This is a genomic window from Telluria antibiotica, assembly GCF_011682055.1.
GTDB lineage: Bacteria > Pseudomonadota > Gammaproteobacteria > Burkholderiales > Burkholderiaceae_D > Telluria > Telluria antibiotica.
Map to the genome: position 1 here is coordinate 24,228 of NZ_JAAQOM010000029.1, position 19,024 is coordinate 43,251.

The window sequence follows — 19,024 nt, forward strand, 5'->3', positions numbered from 1 at the left end:
GGGTGAGTTGTCGTATATTGGAGCAACAGTCACACCGATTCACAGCAGAGAAAAGGAATACACCATGAATTACGACGTTGTCGATACGCTGATTTCACCGGAAGGACGTCTGGAAGTCCTGTCGAAGGCCGAAGTGGCCAAGCTCCTCGATACGAGCCAGGGTGGCCTGTACCAGATCTTCCGCAAGTGTGCGCTGGCGGTACTGAACTCCGGCAGCTCGATCGACGACGGCAAGGAACTGCTCGAGCGGTACAGGGAATTCGACATCAAGATCATCCAGCGCGAACGGGGCATCAAGCTCGATATCCGCGGCGCGCCCGCCCACGCGTTCGTCGAAGGCAAGATGATCAAGGGTATCCACGAGCACCTGTTCTCGGTCCTGCGCGACATCGTCTACGTGAACTTCGAAGTGACGGACAATCCGCGCTTCGACCTCACGCGCCCGGAAGGCATCACGGACGCCGTATTCCACATCCTGCGCAACGCCAACGTGCTCCAGCCGCAGCGCAATCCGAACCTCGTCGTGTGCTGGGGCGGCCACTCGATCAATCGCGTCGAGTACAACTATTCGAAGCACGTCGGCTACCAACTGGGCCTGCGCGAACTCGATATCTGCACGGGTTGCGGCCCGGGCGCGATGAAGGGCCCGATGAAGGGTGCCACCATCGGCCACGCGAAGCAGCGGCTGCAGGGCGGCCGGTACCTCGGCATCTCGGAGCCGGGCATCATCGCCGCCGAGTCGCCGAACCCGATCGTCAACGACCTCGTGATCATGCCGGACATCGAGAAGCGCCTGGAAGCGTTCGTGCGCACGGGCCACGGCATCGTCGTGTTCCCGGGCGGCGCCGGCACGGCGGAAGAGATCCTGTACATCCTCGGCATCCTGCTCCACCCGGACAACGCGGAAGTGCCGTTCCCGCTCGTGTTCACGGGGCCGGCGACGGCGCGCGAATACTTCGAGCAGATCGACCAGTTCATCGGCCTCACGCTGGGCGCGAAGGCGCAAAGCCGCTACAAGATCATCATCGACGACCCGGACGCCGTCGCGCGCGAGATGCAGACGGGGATCCGCCAGGTGCGCGAATTCCGCAAGTCGCGCAGCGATGCGTACTACTTCAACTGGGGCTTGCGCATCGATCCGGAATTCCAGAAGCCGTTCCGTCCCACGCACGAGAACATGCGCAACCTGCTGCTTTCCAAGAACCAGGAGACGCATTTGCTGGCGGCGAACTTGCGCCGCGCGTTCTCGGGCGTCGTCGCGGGCAACGTGAAGGAAGAGGGCATACGCGCGATCGAGCAGTTCGGCAAGTTCGAGATCCACGGCGAGAACGAGATCATGGCGCCGATGGATGCGCTGCTGCAGTCGTTCGTGGAACAGAGCCGCATGAAGTTGCCGGGCAAGGAGTATGTGCCCTGCTACCGCGTCGTACGGTAAATTTGGCGCCTGGCGGGCTCGGGGAGCCCACCCTACGGCGTATCGATATTCGCTGAAACCATTCACGGTAGGGTGGGCACCCCGTGCCCACGCGGACTACGGCATGTCGATGTTCGATGCCATCGTCAAACGTAGGGTGGGCACCCCGTGCCCACCGTGCCGGCCATAAGAAAAGGCGCGGACGACGAATCGTCCGCGCCTTTTTCGTGATGCGTGACGTTTAATCTTCCTTGCGGAGGTGCGGGAACAGCAGCACGTCGCGGATGTTCGGCGAATCGGTGATGATCATCATCAGGCGGTCGATGCCGATGCCGCAGCCACCCGTCGGAGGCATGCCGTATTCCAGCGCGCGGATGTAGTCGGCGTCGTAGTACATCGCCTCTTCATCGCCCGCCTGCTTCGCTTCGACCTGCGCCAGGAAGCGCGCCGACTGGTCTTCCGGATCGTTCAACTCGGAGAAGCCGTTGGCGATCTCGCGGCCCACCATGAACAGCTCGAAGCGTTCCGTGATGCCTGCGCGCGTGTCCGACGCGCGCGCGAGCGGCGACACTTCGACCGGATAGTCGATGATGAACGTCGGCTCCCACAGCTGCGCTTCCGCCGTCTCTTCGAACAGCGAGAGTTGCAACGCGCCCATGCCCGAGATGGCGTGCGGCTTGACGCCGAACTTCGCCAGCTCCGCCTTCAGGAAGTCCATGTCGTGCAACTGCGCGTCCGTGTAGTGCGGCGCGAACTTGTTGATGGCCTGGACGATCGTCAGGCGGTGGAAGGGCTTCGACAGATCCAGTGCGCGGCCGCCGTACGTCAGTTCGGCGGTGCCGTGCGCGTCGATGGCGGCCTGGCGGATGACGGCTTCCGTGAAGTCCATCAGCCATTTGTAGTCGGTCCAGGCGGCGTAGAACTCCATCATCGTGAATTCCGGATTGTGACGGATCGACACGCCCTCGTTGCGGAAGTTACGGTTGATCTCGAACACGCGGTCGAAGCCGCCCACGACGAGGCGCTTCAGGTACAGCTCGGGCGCGATGCGCAGGAACATCTGCATGTCCAGCGCGTTGTGGTGCGTGATGAACGGTTTCGCGGCGGCGCCGCCCGGGATCGGGTGCAGCATCGGCGTCTCGACTTCCATGAAGCCGTGGTCCTGCATGAAGCGGCGGATCGACGAGATGGCGGCCGTGCGCGCCTTGAACGTGCGGCGCGTCTCTTCGTTCATGATCAGGTCGACGTAGCGCTGGCGGTACTTCGTTTCCTGGTCGGCGAGGCCGTGGAACTTGTCCGGCAGCGGACGCAGCGCCTTCGTGATCAGGCGGAGCACGGTGACCTTCACCGTCAGCTCGTCCGTCTTCGTCTTGAACAGCGTGCCTTCGACGCCCAGGATGTCGCCCAGGTCGTAGTGGCGCAGCGCTTCCATCGCTTCCTCGCCCGTGTTGTCGAGGGTGGCGTAGATCTGGATGCGGCCATCGGCGCGCGGGCCCGACGCGTCTTGCAACGTCGCGAAAGCGGCCTTCTTGCCCGCTTCACGCTTGAGCATCATGCGGCCCGCCAGCACGACGGCTTGCGGCTCCGCTTCCAGTTGTTCGCGCGTCCAGCCGCCGAACTGCTCGGCGAGGTCGGCCGCCTTGTGCTGCGGGACGAAGTCGTTCGGGAAGGCGATGCCTTTTTCGCGGATCGCGGCCAGCTTCACGCGGCGTTCGGCGATGATCTTGTTGTCCTCGGCCGCGAGGCTGGTCGGCTCGTTGCCCGGTTGCTGTTCTTGGTGTTCGGTGCTCATGTCAGTATCTGTCTAGTTTGGAATCACGGGGTGCCGAGCCGGTCGCCTACGCGCATGTCGCGGACGTCCAGCTCATCGTAATGGGCGACGATGCGCACGACGTTGTCGAATTCGCGGAAGGCCTCGGCGGGCAGGGTCGTGGTGATGACGACGGTCTTCATGCCTGCGCGTCGCGCCGCTTCCACGCCCATCGGCGCGTCTTCGAACACGATGCAGTCATGCGGTGCCACGCCCAGCTTCTCGGCCGCTTTCAGGAATACGTCCGGATGCGGCTTGCCGCGCGCGACGTCGGCCGCGCCGACGACGGCGTCGAAGTGGCGGCGCAGGTCCAGTTCATCGAGCGTGAAGACGATGTTCGCGGGCGGGGCGGACGTCGCCACCGCGAGCTTCACGCCTTCTTCTCGGGCGCGCGCCACGAAGTCCTCGAAGCCCTGGATCGCGCGCCGGTGCGGGGCGTACATCTCGCGGTACAGCGCTTCTTTTTCCTGCGCCAGCACGGCGATCTCGTCGTCCGGAATGTCGGCGTCGAGGCGCTCGCGCAGGATCTCGCGGACCTGCGCGCCGGCCGTCTCGCGGAAGAACGCGTCCGGATCGTACGTCTTGCCGCGGCGGGCGAAGAACGCGAGCCAGGACTCCGTGTGGAACGCCATGTTGTCGACGATGGTGCCGTCCATGTCGAAGACGAAAGCGGGCATCGTCATGCGTTACACGCCCTGTTTCAACGACGCGGAGATGAAGTCGTCGAGGTCGCCGTCCAGCACGTTCTTCGTGTTGCCGGTCTCGAAGCCGGTGCGCAGGTCCTTGATGCGCGACTGGTCGAGCACGTACGAGCGGATCTGGTGGCCCCAGCCCACGTCGGTCTTCGAGTCTTCCAGCTTCTGCTGCTCGGCCATGCGCTTGCGCAGCTCGAGCTCGAACAGCTTGGCGCGCAGCATGTCGAACGCCTCGGCCTTGTTGCGGTGCTGCGAGCGGTCGTTCTGGCACTGCACGACGATGCCCGACGGCGCGTGCGTCAGCCGCACCGCGGAGTCGGTCTTGTTGATGTGCTGGCCGCCGGCGCCGGACGCGCGGTACGTGTCGATGCGCACGTCGGCCGGGTTGATCTCGATTTCGATCGACTCGTCCACTTCCGGGTACACGAAGATCGACGAGAACGACGTGTGGCGGCCGTTGGCGGAGTCGAACGGCGACTTGCGCACGAGGCGGTGCACGCCCGTTTCCGTGCGCAGGTGGCCGTACGCGTATTCGCCCTCGACCTTGATCGTGGCCGTCTTGATGCCGGCGACCTCGCCCTCGGACAGTTCCATCACCTCGGCCTTGAAGCCCTTGCGCTCGCAATAGCGCAGGTACTGGCGCATCAGCATCGACGCCCAGTCCTGGGCTTCGGTGCCGCCGGCGCCGGCCTGGATGTCGATGAAGCAGCTGGCGTGGTCCATCGGGTTGCTGAACATGCGACGGAATTCCATCGCCTCGATGACCTTCTTGATCTCCTCGGCGTCGCCTTCCACCGCTTCGATGGTGGCGTCATCGCCTTCTTCGCGGGCCATCTCGAACAGGTCGGACGCGTCCGTCAAATCGGCGCGCGCCTTTTCCAGCGTGAGGACGACGCCTTCCAGCGCCTTCTTCTCGCGGCCCATGTCCTGGGCGCGCTTCTGGTCGTTCCAGATGGCCGGGTCTTCCAGTTCCTGGTTGACCTGCTCTAACTTCTCCGCTTTGCGGTCGAAGTCAAAGATACCTCCGAAGTTCGGCTTCACGGCTGGTCAGGTCGTTCAGCAGGGAGGAAAGGGCATTGATGCGTTCAGCTTCCATGGTCTGTGGCAATTTTGTGTGGTTGAATCGAACCCTCGATTATACCCTAGTGCGGGGCGTGTTCGCGAGCGCCTTGCCGTGCGCCGCCGCAGTGGCTTATGATGGGCCGCGCTTCGTCGCCATTGACTGCCCGTCCACGATCCGTCCAGCCCATGATGCCCCGCCTTTCCCAGCTGTTCCGCGCGGCCCCGCTCGCCGCGGCCGTGTCCATCGCGTGCGCCGCGCCCGTGCCCGCGGGCACGCACGCGACGCTCGCCATCCTGGAGACGACGGACCTCCATGCGAACGCTGTCGGCTACGATTACTACAAGCTGGCGGCCGACCCGTCGCTGGGCTTCGACCGGACGGCGACCTTGATCGAAGAGGCGCGCCGCGAGTTCCCGAACACCGTGCTGCTCGACGATGGCGACACGATCCAGGGCAATGCGCTGGGCGACTACCAGGCCGTCGTCGCGCCCCTGAAATGCGGCGAACTGCCGGGCATCTACAAGGCCATGAAACGGCTGGGCTACGACGGCGGCACCGTCGGCAACCACGATTTCAACTACGGCCTCGCCTACCTCGCGCAGGTGACGGGCAGCCGCTTCGACGTGCCCGGCAGCCTGCGCCCGGCGAAGGCGTGCGCGGGCCCCGGCTTCCCGCTCGTGCTGGCCAACGTCTACAGCGTCAGGACGCACGCCCCGCTGTTCGCGCCGTACCGCATCATCGAGAAGCGCGTGCGCGCGGAGGACGCGGCCGGCCGGCCCGTGGTGGCGACCGTGAAAATCGGCATCATCGGTTTTACGACGCCGACGATCATGGCGTGGGACAAGCGGGCGCTGGAAGGCCGCGTCTACACGGCGGGCCTCGTCGAGACGGCCCGGCGCTACGTCCCGGAGATGCGCCGGAAAGGGGCGGACGTCGTCGTCGCGCTGTCGCACGGGGGCCTCGACGCGAGCCCGTATGCGCCGACGATGGAAAACGGGAACTACTGGCTGGCGCAGGTGCCCGGCATCGATGCGCTGCTGCTGGGCCATGCGCACCAGTTGTTCCCGAACCCCGCCAGTACGGTCGCGCAATTCGACCTCCCGCACGTCGATAAAGTCCGCGGCACCGTGTTCGGCGTGCCGACCGTCATGGCGAACTTGTGGGGCAAGAACTTGGGGGTGATCCGCTTCGAGCTGCGCCACGACGGCAAGGGGTGGCGCATCGAGCGCGACCGCACCGTCGTCGAGACGCGCGCCACGCAGCAGCCCGGCAAATCGTATGTCGCGCCCGATGCGGCCGTGCCCGACCTCGTGCGCCATGAGCACGAGGCGACGATCCGTTACGTGCAGACACCGGTCGGCAGCACGGCCTTCCGCATGGCGACGTATTTCGCCGACGTGGGCGACCCGTCGGCGATCCAGGTCGTCAACGAGGCGCAGGCCGATTACGTCCGTCAGTACGTGAAGGCGAACCTGCCGCGGTATGCCGACGTGCCCGTGCTGTCCGTGTCGGCGGCATTCAAGGCGGGCGCCGCGGGCCCGGCCGACTACACGGACGTGCCGCCGGGCAGCCTGGCGCTGAACAACGCGGCCGACCTGTACCTGTACCCGAACGCGCTGTACGCCGTGAAGGTCGACGGCGCTGGGTTGGCGGCCTGGCTGGAAAAGGCGGCGGGCCGCTTCAACACGATCGAACCGGCGCAGGCCGCGCCGCAGGAACTCGTCAACACGGGCTTCCCCAGCTATAACTTCGACACCGTGACGGACCCGGACCTGCGCTACGAGATCGACGTGACGCAGTCGCCGGGCAAGCGCATCCGCCATCTGACGTGGCAGGGCAAGCCTGTCGCCGCGGACCAGGAATTCCTCGTCGCGACGAACAATTATCGGGCGAGCGGTGGCGGTAACTTCCCCGGCCTGGACGGCAGCCGCACGGTGATCGCCGCGCCGGACACGAACCGCGACGTGCTGGTCGCCTGGATCCGCGCGCACCCGCGGCTGACCCGGGCAGGCAATGGTGCCGCACGCAGCTGGCGTTTCGCACCCGTGCATACGACGGGTCCGGTCGTGTTCCACGCGCCGCCGGGCCTGCAGGCGCTCGCGCGCGAGGCGGGTCTCGTCAACGTCACGCAGGTGCGCGCGGACGACGGCCTGGGAAACGGATTGGCGTTGTACGCCGTCGACCTGTCGGGCGACTAGGGCAGGTCAGCCGCGCTGGTTGCGGCCCGTGGCCTGGATTTCGCCGGCTGCGATCTCCGCCAGGTCGACGAGGCTTTGCACTTCGGCCGCGCGCAGGCGGCGCGGTTCGCGGTCGATCACGCACAAGGTGCCGAGCGGCTGGCCGGACTTGTCGCGCAGGGGCACGCCGGCATAGAAACGGATGCGGGGCTCCTGCAGGACGAGCGGATTGTTGCGGAAGCGGTCGTCCGCCAGGGCATCTTCGACGACGAACAGCTCGTTCTTGAGGATTGCGTGCGAGCAGAACGCCCAGTCGCGGGTCGTCTCCTGCGCGGCCAGTCCGACGCGCGCCTTGAACCATTGGCGGGTCGACGTCAGCAGGGAGATCAGGGCGATCGGCGAGCCCGTCACGATCGAGGCGAGGCGCACGAGGCGGTCGAAGCGCGGTTCGGGGTCGCTGTCGACGAGACCCGTCGACGCGAGTGCGGCCAGGCGCGAACGCTCGTTGGCGCCGAGCGGATAGCCCGGCTGCAGCGCCGGCTGGTATTCCTTGTCCGTGCCGGGATTCGGGGTCGAGCGCGCGCCGTCGTCGCCATGCATCAGGCTCTGTACGAGGCTCATGCGCGTGCGGCGGTGGCCGCCCGGGGTCTTCCACGACTCGATCGCACCGCTTTCCATCCAGATCTGGACGGTGCTCGTCGCCACGCCGAGCAGCCGCGCGACTTCGCTCGTCGTCAGAATCGGATCGTCTTCCTGTACGTTACTTTGCATATACATCCTCATTACCGTCAGTATAGCGGATTCGGACGGTACACATTTCCTAAAATCTAGTTGTCCCGGAGAACGTAATCCCCAAACAACATTCTTACACGATTTTACATTTCACGTACGTCCGGATGAACGAGGCGGGACCGCCGCTCAGTGGACGGCGCGCTTTTCCGGCTGCACGAGCACGAATGGGCTGACGACGGACGCCCACAGCAATGTGTCGGCGGCCTGCCACGTCTGCGCCTGCGCGTCCGACACTTTTGCAATCTTGCCTTCGTTCATCCAGCGCGTGATGGTGTCCTTGTCGTCGTGGGCCACGCGCAGGGCGACTTCGACGAGGTCCAGTGCTTCGCTCACATAGACGACGGCGCCATGGGCGAAATGGCGCTCGAGTTCGGACCAGTGCACGCGGGCGGTCTCGCTATTGATCTTGTCGTGCAGCTCTTTGTCTTTCAGCGGATCGGTTTTCATGTTCTTTACATCAATCGAGGGATTCGACCGCGGGAAGCGGCGAACCCGCCCATGTTAACCGATATGCATGGCCCTTGCGGACATTGCCCACGAGTGCGGGCCGGAAGCACGCGAGATTCGTGCCGTCGGGCCGGCGCACGCTGGGGTAGATGACGCCCATCGAGCCGGCGTCCAGCAACTCCGCCGCGAGCGCCTGCGACGCGACGTAGCTGCCCGGGTCGAGGCAGGCCTGCCAGGCGTCGGCGCCGCGCAGGTCGTGGAAGGTGGCGCTGAAGTCGGCCAGCAGCGCCTGGTACGTGATGCTGTCGTCGAAGCGGTCGATTTCATGATATTCGACGGCCTTGTGGAATGCCACCTCGGCCAGCGCCGTGTCGGCATCGAACGCGCAATACCATGCGCCGCGATCGCCGTCGTTGAAGCGGCTGCCTTCCGGGCGCGCATAGGTGTAGGCCGCATTGATGATGCGGAAGTTCGGCACGCCAAACACGAGCTCGTCCACGCCGATGCCCGGCAGCAGGCCGGATTCCCCGCGCAGGCGGTCATTGGTGGCGTTGTCGAGGTCGAACAGGTCGCGCAGCATGGTGTCGCCGTCGGCGAGCGGCGCCAGCACGGAATCTTCGAGGTCGGCGAAGCGCGACGGGATCAGGCGGCACGTGTCGAATTGCCGCAGCGCCGTCAGGCGGGGGATGAGTTTCACTCACAGCCCTCCACGGCGGGCATCGAGCAGGCGGCGCACGGTCTGCATCGCCAGCAGGCCGCCGCCCAGCATGTACGCGATGGGCGTGCGGCCGTTGAAGATCGGATTCGTGTTCGGTAGGTGGACCCATTCGTCGGCGAGCTTGTCGCCGTAGAGGATGTGCAGCGCCTTGTAGATGCCGAGCAGATAGGAGATGCGGGTGATGCGGTCGACTTCCAGCACCCGAGCCGGATTTTTCTTCCATTCGTAGAACGAGGAGGACGACAGGCCGCCCAGCAGCTCGCGCGCATCCTCGTCGCGCACCTGCCAAGCGCCCGCGAGGCGGAAAAACCCCTTCAAGGCGGATTCCGACAGCCGTTCGCGCTCGGCGCGGGCGGACAAGTCGATGAGGGTCGCCGGCTCGAAGCGGCTCTTGGGGTAGGCATAGGCGAAGTTCATGACGTGTTCTCCGATTTCGGATTATATATACTCCGCTTCCGGATGTATTGCAAGTGTCTTGTATAAACGGTATTGCCGTGCCAGAATTCAACGCTTGTCAAACCATCATCCTTGCAAACGACGAGAAAGGGGGCGCCATGCGTCTGCTGTCGATTGGGGTCATGTGCATCAGCATGCTGATGCTGGCGATGGCGAGCGCCGCGCGGCCGTCGAACGACGAGTTGAAGAAGCAGGTCGCCGCCACGGAACGGGCATTCGCCGCCACGATGAAGGCGCGCGACCACGCCGCGTTCACGTCCTTCCTGGCCGACGAGGCCATCTTCCTGTCCGGAGCGACACCGCTGCGCGGGCGCGAGAGCGTCGCCAACGCGTGGCGCAAGTACTACGAGGCCGACCATGCGCCGTTCTCGTGGGAGCCCGAGCAAGTCGAGGTGGTCGATTCCGGTACGCTGGCCTATAGCGGCGGACCCGTCTACGACGCGAGCGGGAAGGTGGTCGGCCGTTACAACTCGATCTGGCGGCTGGAGGCGCCGGGGCGCTGGAAGATCGTGTTCGATCGCGGCGAGGCGCCGCCGTGTGATTGCAAGCCTGATTCGCGGTGACGCATGGTGGGCGGGGGCCGCCCACCCTACCGCCGGTAGCCCTTTGCCGGGTTGGCGTTGCGTAGCCGTAGGGTGGGCACCCCGTGCCCACCATAACGTGCCGGTTACGCCGGCTCGGCGTGCTCGACGAGCAACTGAACCTTCGTGACGCCGTTGTATTCATTGGCATCGAGCCGGAACGCGACGCGCGCCCGGTCGCCCAGCGCATCCGTGTGCCCGAACCAGATGGCGTCGTAGCGGCGCCCGTTGCGCTCCAACAGGAGCTTCAGGTGCCGGTCCTTCAGGATGCGCTGGCTGACGACGCGGAACTCGTCGCAGAACACGGGCGGCGCGAAGCCCTGGCCCCACACCTGGCCGTCCAGCAGCTCGATGAATTGCGTGCTGTAGAAATCGTCTTCCAGCGGCCCGTCCGTCTCGACGACACGTTCCAGCTGCGCTTCGGTCAGCCAGCTGCGGCCGACGGCCTCGAACGCCTCGGCGAACGTCGCGAAATGGTCGCCGCGGAGCGTCAGGCCGGCCGCCATCGCGTGGCCACCGAACTTGTCGATCAGGCCCGGCACCTTCTTCGACACGAGGTCGAGCGCATCGCGCAGGTGGAAGCCCGGGATCGAGCGCCCGGAGCCCTTGATCCAGCCGTCGCCCGCGGGCGCGAACGTGATCGTCGGGCGGTAGAATTTTTCCTTCAGGCGCGACGCCACGATGCCGATGACGCCCTGGTGCCAGCCGTCGTCGAACACGGCGATCGTGCTCGCGTCGGCCGGCTTGAAGTCGTCCAGGTGCAGCAGGGCCGTGTCCTGCATGTCGGCCTCGATCTCGCGCCGCTTCAGGTTGATGTCGTTGAGCTGCTGCGCGATGGCCCACGCGCGGCCTTCGTCGTCCGTGATCAGGCACTCGATCCCGAGCGACATGTCTTCCAGGCGGCCCGCCGCGTTCAGCCTGGGGCCGAGGGCGAAGCCGAGGTCGAACGGCGACGCGCAGCGCGCCTCGCGGCCCGCCACGCGGAACAGCGCGGCGACGCCGGCGTGCATGCGGCCCGCGCGCATCCGCTTCAGGCCTTGCGCGACGAGGATGCGGTTGTTCGTGTCGAGCTTGACCACGTCGGCGACCGTGCCCAGCGCGACAAGGTCGAGCAGGTTGTCGAGCTTGGGCTGCGTCTGTGCGTCGAACACGCCACGGCGGCGCAGTTCCGCGCGCAGCGCCAGCAGCACGTAGAACACGACGCCGACGCCGGCCAGGTGCTTGCTGGGGAAGCCGCATTCGGGCTGGTTCGGGTTCACGATCACGCGCGCATCCGGCAGGGCGTCGCCCGGCAGGTGGTGGTCCGTGACGACGACGTCGATGCCGCGCGCCTTCGCCGCCGCCACGCCGTCGATGCTGGCGATGCCGTTGTCGACGGTGATGATGATGTCGGGCGCCTTCTCGCGCGCCGTCAGCTCGACGATTTCCGGCGTCAGGCCGTAGCCGTACTCGAAGCGGTTCGGCACGATGTAGTCGACGTGCGCGCCCATCGCCCACAGACCGCGCAGCGCGGTCGCGCAGGCGGTGGCGCCGTCGCAGTCATAGTCGGCGACGATGGTCATCTTCTTGCGGGCTGCGATGGCGTCGGCGAGGTAGGTCGCGGCCGCGTCGATCTGGCGCAGGGCGCCGGGCGGCACGAGCGCCTGCAGCTCGACCGCCAGCTCGCGCGGGTCGGTCAGGCCGCGCGCGGCGTAGACACGGGCGAGTACGGGGTGGATCCCGCCCTGGCGCAGCATTTCGGATAGTCTTGCGGGGCAGGGGCGGATGGTGATGCGGGTCTTCACAGCAGTGGTTCCAGTGTCGGGCGGCGCCAGAATTTACGTTGCGCCAGCGGTGTCGTGGTGGTCTCGAGGAGGCCGTCGCGGTGGCTCAGCACGAGGCGCACCGTCTTGATGCGGCCTTTGGCCAGCAGTGCCAGCAGCGGGGCGAACAGCTCGGCCTCCAGGCGTTGCATCTGCTGCAGCCAGCCGCTCCAGTCGGCCGCGATGCCGGGGGCGGCGACGTTGCCGCAGGCGAGCAGCCAGTCGGCGTCGTCGTCCAGCAGCGTGTCCAGACCGGCGAGGCTGTCCAGGCGCCGCTCCGCCAGCGCCGCCAGCCAGCCGGGCGCCTCGAATGCGGCCACGCGCGGGCGCGCGACAGCCTTGCCGGCCGCCTTCGCGACCAGTTGCTGCGCGTGTTCCGTGGCGATGCTGGCATTCCCCCACGGCCAGAAGGAATTGATCGGCAACTGGCCGCGCGCCTCGCGCGCCGCGTTGGCCGGGTCCGTGAACCACGTCACCTGCACGTCGTTCTGCAGCTTGCGGAACGCGCGCGCCTGCGGGCCGGACGGCATCCAGTCCGTCAGGTTCATGTTCACGGCCGCGTCCGGGCTGGCCGTCACGATCTCCGTCCAGCCGTCGGCGCGCATGAACCACGTGTCGCGCGTGCCCCACGCGAGCGCGTAGCCGCCTTCCTCGAAGCAGGGACGAGCGCTGTCGAACAGGGCGCGCGCCTCCGTCTCGCGCAGGTCGAGCCCACGGGTGTCGCCCATCTGCAGGTGCGTGCGCGCGATCTGGATGTGCGTCGGGTTCACGACGAACCACATGCCGTCGCCCGGATCGAGGCCGACGCCGCGCATGGCGCTGGTCGCCACGCCCGGCACGAGCCCGCGCGCGAGGCCCAGCGCCCGGGCGATCCACAACTCGTGCGGCAGCACGCGCGCTTCCGCGTCCAGCGGGCGGTACTGCCGGCCTGACGTTTTCGACAACAGCGCGGCCAGCGCCGGCGCCTGCAGGGCGCGGGTCAGGTCGGGCGCGAATTCTGGAGCGGGAAGGGCGAACGGCAGGACGAGCGTAATGTGGGCCATCCCGTCATTGTAGGCGAAATCGGCCCGCTCAGACACCCGCGCCGGGGGCGCCGTCCGTGCCCCAATGTGTGTATGCCGGAAAAATTACTTCCAATTGTGACAACGCCCCACAAGGATGAGCGTTGTGTGGCAAACTGCGGGACCACTGCATTTAGCCCGGAGCCCATGAGCATCATCCACAAACTGCCGTACGAATGGCTGGTCGGCCTGCGCTACACGCGCGCCGGCAAGCGCAGCAGCCGCAACAGCTTCATTTCCTTCATTTCGCTGATCTCCGTGTCCGGCATCGCGCTCGGCGTCGGCGCGCTGATCGTGGTGCTGTCGGTGATGAACGGGTTCCAGAAGGAAGTCACCGACCGCATGCTGTCCGTGCTGGCGCACATCGAAGTCTTCGACGCCAGCGGCTCGATGCCGAACTGGCGCGCCGCCGAGAAGGAAGCGTTCCGCAACCCGGCCGTGCGCGGCGCCGCGCCGTTCGTCGAGACGCAGGGCCTGCTCGTGCGCGAGGACACGATGAAGCCGGCCGTCATCCGCGGCATCCTGCCGTCGGAAGAGCACAAGGTGTCGGACGTCGCGAAGCAGATCCGCCAGGGCAGCCTCGACAGCCTGCGCCCGGGCGACTACAACATCGTGCTCGGCTATGCGCTGGCCCGCTCGCTCGGCGTCGGCATCGGCGACAAGGTCAACATGCTGCTGGCGCAAGGCCAGACGACGCCGGCCGGCATGGTGCCGCGTTCGCGCGTGTTCACCGTGAGCGGCATCTTCGAGGCCGGCCATTACGAATTCGATTCGGGGCTTGCCTTCATCAACATCGAGGATGCGCAGCGCATGGTCCGGCTGGACGCGCCGAACGGCCTGCGCCTGCGCATCGCCGACATGAATCAGGCACCGTTCGTCGCGCAGGAACTCAAGCGCAGCATGTCCGGCGACCTGATCATGCGCGACTGGTCGCAGCTGAACGCCAACTGGTTCGCGGCCGTGCAGACGGAAAAGCGCATGATGTTCATCATCCTCACCCTGATCATCGCCGTGGCCGCGTTCAACCTCGTCTCGACACTCGTCATGACGGTGACGGAGAAGCAGCCCGACATCGCCATCCTGCGCACCTTGGGCGCCTCGCCGCGGTCGATCACGAAGATCTTCATGATCCAGGGGGCCCTCGTCGGCATCATGGGCACGGTGGCGGGCGTGCTGCTGGGCGTGCTGGTGGCGCTGAACATCGACCACATCGTCCCGTTCATCGAACACCTGCTGGGCGTGCAGTTCCTGTCGAAGGACATCTACCTCATCAGCGAAATCCCGTCCGACCTGCGCTGGCCGGACGTCTTCAAGATCGGCGGCGTTTCCGTGCTGCTGGCGTTCGTCGCGACCATCTACCCGAGCTGGTCGGCCTCGCGCGTGAAGCCGGCGGAGGCCCTGCGTTATGAGTAATATGAATCTGAATACGGCCATCCTCGCCTGCCGCGGCGTCGGCAAGACCTTCCGCCAGGGCGATTACGCCGTGCAGGTGCTGGACAATATCGACTTCACCATCGGCCGCGGCGAGCGCGTGGCCATCGTGGGCGCGTCGGGCTCCGGCAAGTCGACCCTGCTGCACGTCCTCGGCGGCCTGGATACGCCCAGCACAGGCATCGTCACCCTGCACGGCGAAGACTTCGCCACGCTGTCCGAGACGCGTCGCGGCGAGCTGCGCAACCGCTCGCTCGGCTTCGTCTACCAGTTCCATCACCTGCTGCCGGAATTCACGGCGCTGGACAACGTCGCGATGCCGCTGCTGATCCGGCGCACGCCGCGCGGCGAGGCCATCGAACGCGCCCGCGCCATGCTCGCGCGCGTGGGCCTGACGAAGCGCGCCATCCACCGGCCTGGCGAGTTGTCGGGCGGCGAGCGCCAGCGCGTCGCACTCGCGCGCGCGCTCGTCACGGAACCCGCGTGCGTGCTGGCGGACGAACCCACGGGGAACCTCGATCACACGACGGCGCAAGGCATCTTCGACCTGATGCTGGAGTTGTCGACGACCCTGGGCACCGCGTTCGTGATCGTCACGCACGACCCGGAACTGGCGGGCCGCTGCGACCGCGTGCTGCGCATGACGGAGCACGGCCTGCAGCCGGCCGAGGTGTAAGCCGCGCCGCCATGTGGATCGACACCCACTGCCACCTCGACGCCCACGAATTCGGCACCGAGTCCCTCGCCGTCGCGCGGCGCGCGGAGGAGGCAGGGGTCGGGATGATCGTGATCCCGGCCGTCGCGCGCGCCAATTTCGACGTCGTGCGCCGGCTCGCGGCGGGCGTGCCGAACGCCAGCTACGCGCTGGGCATCCACCCGATCTACGTGCCGCAGGCCACCGACGACGACCTCGCCGAGCTGCGGCGCCAGGTCGAGGCATCTTTGGCCGACCCGCGCTTCGTCGCGATCGGCGAGATCGGCCTCGACTTCTTCATCCCCATGCTGTGCGAGCCGGCCATGCGCGAGAAGCAGGAGCGCTTCCTGCGCGAGCAGCTGCGCATTGCGCGCGACTTCGGCCTGCCCGTCCTCGCGCACGTGCGCCGCTCGCAGGACCAGGTGCTGAAACACGTGCGCCAGATCCCGCCCGCGGGCGGCATCGCGCATGCGTTCAACGGCAGCCACCAGCAGGCCGGGGCATTCATCGACGCAGGCTTCCACCTGGGCTTCGGCGGTGCCATGACCTTTACGCGCGCCCTGCAGATCCGCAGGCTCGCGGCGGACCTGCCGCTCGACGCCATCGTCCTCGAGACGGACGCGCCGGACATCGCGCCCGCGTGGGTCCACCCGGGCCGCAACAGCCCCGAGCAATTGCCCGCCATCGGCGCCGCGCTGGCAGGACTGCGCACGCTCGCGCCCGATGCCGTGCGCGCCGCCACGCACGCGAACGCGCTGGCTGCGATTCCGCGGCTGGCGCCGCTGCTCGCCTGAACCACCGATGCGCCGATGCGGCGCGCATGATGCACATGGGTCGTACCCGGCCCTCATGACGGCGCGACCGCGCACGCGGTCCGCCGGTTCCATCGTGTCGCGCCGGCGCGCCATGCGGCCCCCGGCGGCGCGCCGCATGGGACCATCCGCACGCGCCGAAGTTCGCTCCAGCGCACTCTGACCCACGGCAATCTCGCGCCGTTTGAAGCATGGAAGAATCCCCTGGTGCCGCATCCGCGGCGTGGTCACGGGAGAGACAGTGGAAAGCGCGAGCGACTATCTGCGGGTCCTGCAGCACGAGAAGGCCATGAGCACCGCGCAGCGGCCGTTGCGGCTGCGCCTGGCCCACGGCGGCCAGCTCGCCGATGACGTGCTGCTGCCCCAACGGGTCGTGGGCAGCGAAGCCATCTGTGGCGGCATCGACTACCGCATCGCCTGCGTGGCCGCGAGCCCGACCATTCCGCTGAAAGAGTTGATCGCGCTGCCGGCCGAACTGCAGTTCGTGACCGACCGCGGCACGCTGCGCAGCGTCTGCGGCATCGTCACCGAAGCGCGCGCGGGCGATGCCGACGGCGGCCTGGCCGGCTACGAGCTGGTCCTGTGCGACGTGTTCGCCGTGATGGAAAAGCGTACCAACAGCCGCGTGTTCCGCTACCAGAACGAGCTGGAGATCGTGCAGCTGCTGTGCGATGAATGGCGCCAGTCGAACACGGTGCTGGCCAATGCGTTCGAGCTCGAACTCGACCCGCTGTTCGACCTGCGCCAATTCCCGCCGCGCGAACAGACGATGCAGTACAACGAATCCGACGCCGCGTTCGTGCGCCGCCTGCTCAAGCGGCGCGGCATCGCGTGGGTGTTCCGTCCCGGCCGCCGGCGCGGCAGCCCCGTCGATCCCGCGCACGACCGCACGCCCGCGCACACGCTCGTGCTGTTCAACGATCCGCACGGCCTGCCGCAGAACGCGGCGGGCACCGTGCGCTACCACCGCGACAGCGTGGCCGACGGCCGCGACACCGTGCAAAGCTGGTGCGCCGCGCGCCGGCTGCAGCCCGGCGTCGCCACGCGCCACAGCTGGGACTACAAGAACGCGGGCAATCCCGACGCGATGACGGCGCGCGCGCGCAGCAACGCCGACCAGGGCCCCAGCGGCAACGCGCTCGCGGCGTCGCTGGACGACTACCTGATCGAGATGCCGCATGCCGGCAACGACGCCCTCGACCATTGGCGCCTGGGCCAGGTGCGCATGAGCCGGCACGAATTCGAATCGAAGTGCTTCGAAGGCGAGGGCACCGTGCGCGACTTCTGCGCCGGCCAGTACTTCACGCTTGACGGCCATCCCGAGATCGACACCCACCCGCCGGCGGCGCGCGACTTCGTGATCACGGCGCTGTCCGTCGTGGCCGACAACAACCTGCCGCGCGACGTCGACCGCCAGGCGGCGTGGCCTGGCACCGATGCGGCCCAGGCCGCGTGGCTGCCGCCCCGCGCGGACGATGGCCAGGCACGGGTACGGGTCAGGTTCTCCGCCGTACGGCGCGGCGTGCCGATCGTGCCTGCCTACGACCCGCGCACGGACCTGCCGCATCCCGAACTGCAGAGTGCGATCGTCGTCGGGCCGGCCGGCGAGGACGTCCATTGCGATGCGCTGGGGCGCGTGAAGATCCGCTTCCCCGGCATGCGCGCCGCCGACCATCGCCATGCGCACGGCGCCGGCGCGTCCGATTCGCCGGCCGACTCGGCCTGGGTGCGCGTCGCGTCGAACTGGGCCGGCAACGGCCATGGCAGCGAGCTGCAGGCCGGTGCGCTGGCGCTGCCGCGCGTGGGCAGCGAGGTGCTGGTGGCGTTCCTCGGCGGCGACCCGGACCGCCCGATCATCCTCGCCCAGCTGTACAACCAGCACACGGCGCCCCCCGCGTTCAGCCGGACGGGCGCGCTGCCGGGCAACCGCTACGTGTCGGGCACGCGCACGCACGAGGTGCAAGGCGTGCGCGGCAACCAGCTGCGCTTCGACGACACGCGCGGCGAAATCAGCGCCCAGCTGGCCAGCGACCACGGCGCGTCGGAACTGAACCTCGGCTGGCTGACGCGCCCGCGCGCGGACGGCAGCGGCACGCCGCGCGGCGAGGGCGCCGAGCTGCGCAGCGACCTCGCCGTCGCCGTGCGTGGCGCGCAGGGCGTGCTGATCAGCGCGGAGGCGAGTCCGCAGGCGGAAGGCGCACAGCTCGAGCGCGCCCGCCTGGCCGGCCTGGCCGACGTCATGCAGGGCATCCTCGACGAGGTCGGGAAGCTGGCGGCCGTCCACACGGACGACGAACCGACGGGCAAGCGGCTCGCCGCGCTCGTCGACAAGCTCAAGCGCTGGCACGCGGGCAGCAACGTGGCCGGCGGCGCGGCCGGCGGCGGCGAAGCCATCGTCGCGGCGACGGCGCCGAACGGGATCATCGTCGCCAGCAACGACAGCCTGGCACTGGGCGCAAGCGGCAAGGTGGACGTCGTCAGCGCCGGCGACGCCGAAGTCGCGGCGGGCAGGAACGTGTTCGTGCGCGCGGCCCGCCGCCTGAGCCTGTTCGCGCACGAGCTGGGCGTGCGGCTCGTCGCCGGGCGCGGCGACATCGTCATCCACACCCATGTCGGCAACATCCAGATCAAGTCGGCAGGCCGCATCAGCCTCGTGGCGGCCGAACGCATCGAGCTGGAAGCGCCGGACGTCAAGATCATCGCACCGGGCGCGCAGACCGACTGGGCCTCCGGCACCGTGACCCAGCAGACGACCGGGCGCCAGGTGTTCAAGGCCGCGGGCTTCGACCAGCTGGGCCCGGCCGGCGCGGCCCCGACCGGTGTCCGCATGCCGACGTCGCACCTGCGCACCGACGAATACGTCGTGCTGCGCCACGAGCAGACGGGCAAGCCGGTGCCGAACCAGCATTACAAGGCGACGTTCGAAGACGGCCGTACCGTCACCGGCCGCACCGACGAGCAGGGCCGCACGTCGCTGCTGATCGGCGAAATGATCGGCGACGTCCACCTGGCCTTCCTCCCCGACGACGGCACCGCCCGCTGACCCGGGCCCACCCCACCACGGAGCACGC

Annotated in this window: 16 protein-coding genes; 7 read left to right on the forward strand and 9 right to left on the reverse strand. The window is 67.6% G+C overall.

The window, feature by feature from the left end:
- Positions 1–64 precede the first annotated feature (64 nt).
- Complete coding sequence (gene ppnN, locus HAV22_RS29900) at positions 65–1,435, forward strand: nucleotide 5'-monophosphate nucleosidase PpnN (RefSeq protein ID WP_166865219.1); 1,371 nt, start codon at positions 65–67, stop codon at positions 1,433–1,435.
- A gap of 220 nt (positions 1,436–1,655) precedes the next feature.
- Here ppnN and lysS read toward each other — a convergent pair whose 3' ends face one another.
- The 3 genes from lysS to prfB form a co-directional block, all read right to left on the reverse strand.
- Positions 1,656–3,206: a lysine--tRNA ligase gene (gene lysS, locus HAV22_RS29905; RefSeq protein WP_166865221.1), complete on the reverse strand. Its 1,551-nt coding sequence runs from the start codon at positions 3,204–3,206 to the stop codon at positions 1,656–1,658.
- Between the two features lie 23 nt (positions 3,207–3,229).
- Entirely contained in the window at positions 3,230–3,907 is a 678-nt protein-coding gene (locus HAV22_RS29910) for an HAD family hydrolase (RefSeq protein WP_166865224.1), read from the reverse strand.
- 3 nt (positions 3,908–3,910) lie between these two features.
- Positions 3,911–5,015, reverse strand: a protein-coding gene (prfB, locus tag HAV22_RS29915) for a peptide chain release factor 2 (protein ID WP_166865226.1) whose coding sequence is annotated in 2 segments (ribosomal slippage) — positions 3,911–4,933 and positions 4,935–5,015 — 1,104 coding nt in all. Because the reading frame shifts where the segments join, the coding sequence is not laid out codon by codon here.
- A 152-nt stretch (positions 5,016–5,167) separates the two neighbouring features.
- On the opposite strand from prfB, the gene HAV22_RS29920 reads away from it, so the two are divergent.
- Positions 5,168–7,180 (forward strand): bifunctional 2',3'-cyclic-nucleotide 2'-phosphodiesterase/3'-nucleotidase, encoded by a 2,013-nt coding sequence (locus HAV22_RS29920; protein ID WP_371869780.1) that lies wholly within the window; start codon positions 5,168–5,170, stop codon positions 7,178–7,180.
- Positions 7,181–7,186: 6 nt separating this feature from the next.
- On the opposite strand, the gene HAV22_RS29925 is transcribed toward HAV22_RS29920, so the two are convergent.
- The 4 genes from HAV22_RS29925 to HAV22_RS29940 form a co-directional block, all read right to left on the reverse strand.
- Positions 7,187–7,930, reverse strand: a complete 744-nt coding sequence (locus HAV22_RS29925) for a GAF domain-containing protein (protein WP_166865229.1) — start codon at positions 7,928–7,930, stop codon at positions 7,187–7,189.
- Between the two features lie 147 nt (positions 7,931–8,077).
- Complete coding sequence (locus tag HAV22_RS29930; protein ID WP_166865232.1) at positions 8,078–8,398, reverse strand: DUF2288 domain-containing protein; 321 nt, start codon at positions 8,396–8,398, stop codon at positions 8,078–8,080.
- 10 nt (positions 8,399–8,408) lie between these two features.
- The gene (locus HAV22_RS29935) at positions 8,409–9,095 is read right to left on the reverse strand and encodes an RES family NAD+ phosphorylase (RefSeq protein WP_166865234.1); all 687 of its coding nucleotides are present in this window, start codon (positions 9,093–9,095) and stop codon (positions 8,409–8,411) included.
- Positions 9,096–9,533 carry an MbcA/ParS/Xre antitoxin family protein gene (locus tag HAV22_RS29940; RefSeq protein WP_166865237.1) on the reverse strand — a complete coding sequence of 146 codons (438 nt, stop codon included), beginning with the start codon at positions 9,531–9,533 and terminating at the stop codon, positions 9,096–9,098.
- A gap of 161 nt (positions 9,534–9,694) precedes the next feature.
- Here HAV22_RS29940 and HAV22_RS29945 point away from each other — a divergent pair, with 161 nt between their 5' ends.
- Positions 9,695–10,135: a YybH family protein gene (locus HAV22_RS29945; RefSeq protein ID WP_229421504.1), complete on the forward strand. Its 441-nt coding sequence runs from the start codon at positions 9,695–9,697 to the stop codon at positions 10,133–10,135.
- Between the two features lie 104 nt (positions 10,136–10,239).
- On the opposite strand, the gene recJ is transcribed toward HAV22_RS29945, so the two are convergent.
- Both recJ and HAV22_RS29955 read right to left on the reverse strand, forming a co-directional pair.
- Positions 10,240–11,889 carry a single-stranded-DNA-specific exonuclease RecJ gene (recJ, locus tag HAV22_RS29950; RefSeq protein ID WP_166865275.1) on the reverse strand — a complete coding sequence of 550 codons (1,650 nt, stop codon included), beginning with the start codon at positions 11,887–11,889 and terminating at the stop codon, positions 10,240–10,242.
- 44 nt (positions 11,890–11,933) lie between these two features.
- Positions 11,934–12,998, reverse strand: coding sequence for a hypothetical protein (locus tag HAV22_RS29955; RefSeq protein ID WP_166865240.1), 1,065 nt, complete (start codon positions 12,996–12,998; stop codon positions 11,934–11,936).
- Between the two features lie 165 nt (positions 12,999–13,163).
- On the opposite strand from HAV22_RS29955, the gene HAV22_RS29960 reads away from it, so the two are divergent.
- From HAV22_RS29960 to HAV22_RS29975, 4 genes are all read left to right on the forward strand, one after another.
- Entirely contained in the window at positions 13,164–14,429 is a 1,266-nt protein-coding gene (locus HAV22_RS29960; protein ID WP_166865242.1) for a lipoprotein-releasing ABC transporter permease subunit, read from the forward strand.
- Entirely contained in the window at positions 14,422–15,123 is a 702-nt protein-coding gene (lolD, locus tag HAV22_RS29965) for a lipoprotein-releasing ABC transporter ATP-binding protein LolD (RefSeq protein WP_166865244.1), read from the forward strand. Before HAV22_RS29960 ends, lolD begins: the two co-directional genes overlap by 8 nt.
- Positions 15,124–15,134: 11 nt before the next feature.
- Complete coding sequence (locus tag HAV22_RS29970) at positions 15,135–15,935, forward strand: TatD family hydrolase (protein ID WP_166865246.1); 801 nt, start codon at positions 15,135–15,137, stop codon at positions 15,933–15,935.
- 259 nt (positions 15,936–16,194) lie between these two features.
- Positions 16,195–18,996, forward strand: a complete 2,802-nt coding sequence (locus HAV22_RS29975) for a type VI secretion system Vgr family protein (protein ID WP_166865248.1) — start codon at positions 16,195–16,197, stop codon at positions 18,994–18,996.
- Positions 18,997–19,024: the final 28 nt, after the last annotated feature.

Excerpts from the sequence above, each read along its gene's own strand:
- HAV22_RS29925 (WP_166865229.1), bottom strand. The coding sequence starts at position 7,930 with ATGCAAAGTAACGTACAGGAAGACGATCCGATTCTGACGACGAGCGAA.
- lysS (WP_166865221.1), bottom strand. The coding sequence starts at position 3,206 with ATGAGCACCGAACACCAAGAACAGCAACCGGGCAACGAGCCGACCAGC.
- HAV22_RS29920 (WP_371869780.1), top strand. The coding sequence starts at position 5,168 with ATGATGCCCCGCCTTTCCCAGCTGTTCCGCGCGGCCCCGCTCGCCGCG.
- HAV22_RS29945 (WP_229421504.1), top strand. The coding sequence starts at position 9,695 with ATGTGCATCAGCATGCTGATGCTGGCGATGGCGAGCGCCGCGCGGCCG.
- HAV22_RS29970 (WP_166865246.1), top strand. The coding sequence starts at position 15,135 with ATGTGGATCGACACCCACTGCCACCTCGACGCCCACGAATTCGGCACC.
- recJ (WP_166865275.1), bottom strand. The coding sequence starts at position 11,889 with ATGCTGCGCCAGGGCGGGATCCACCCCGTACTCGCCCGTGTCTACGCC.
- ppnN (WP_166865219.1), top strand. The coding sequence starts at position 65 with ATGAATTACGACGTTGTCGATACGCTGATTTCACCGGAAGGACGTCTG.
- HAV22_RS29955 (WP_166865240.1), bottom strand. The coding sequence starts at position 12,998 with ATGGCCCACATTACGCTCGTCCTGCCGTTCGCCCTTCCCGCTCCAGAA.
- lolD (WP_166865244.1), top strand. The coding sequence starts at position 14,422 with ATGAGTAATATGAATCTGAATACGGCCATCCTCGCCTGCCGCGGCGTC.
- HAV22_RS29930 (WP_166865232.1), bottom strand. The coding sequence starts at position 8,398 with ATGAAAACCGATCCGCTGAAAGACAAAGAGCTGCACGACAAGATCAAT.
- HAV22_RS29960 (WP_166865242.1), top strand. The coding sequence starts at position 13,164 with ATGAGCATCATCCACAAACTGCCGTACGAATGGCTGGTCGGCCTGCGC.
- HAV22_RS29940 (WP_166865237.1), bottom strand. The coding sequence starts at position 9,533 with ATGAACTTCGCCTATGCCTACCCCAAGAGCCGCTTCGAGCCGGCGACC.
- HAV22_RS29910 (WP_166865224.1), bottom strand. The coding sequence starts at position 3,907 with ATGACGATGCCCGCTTTCGTCTTCGACATGGACGGCACCATCGTCGAC.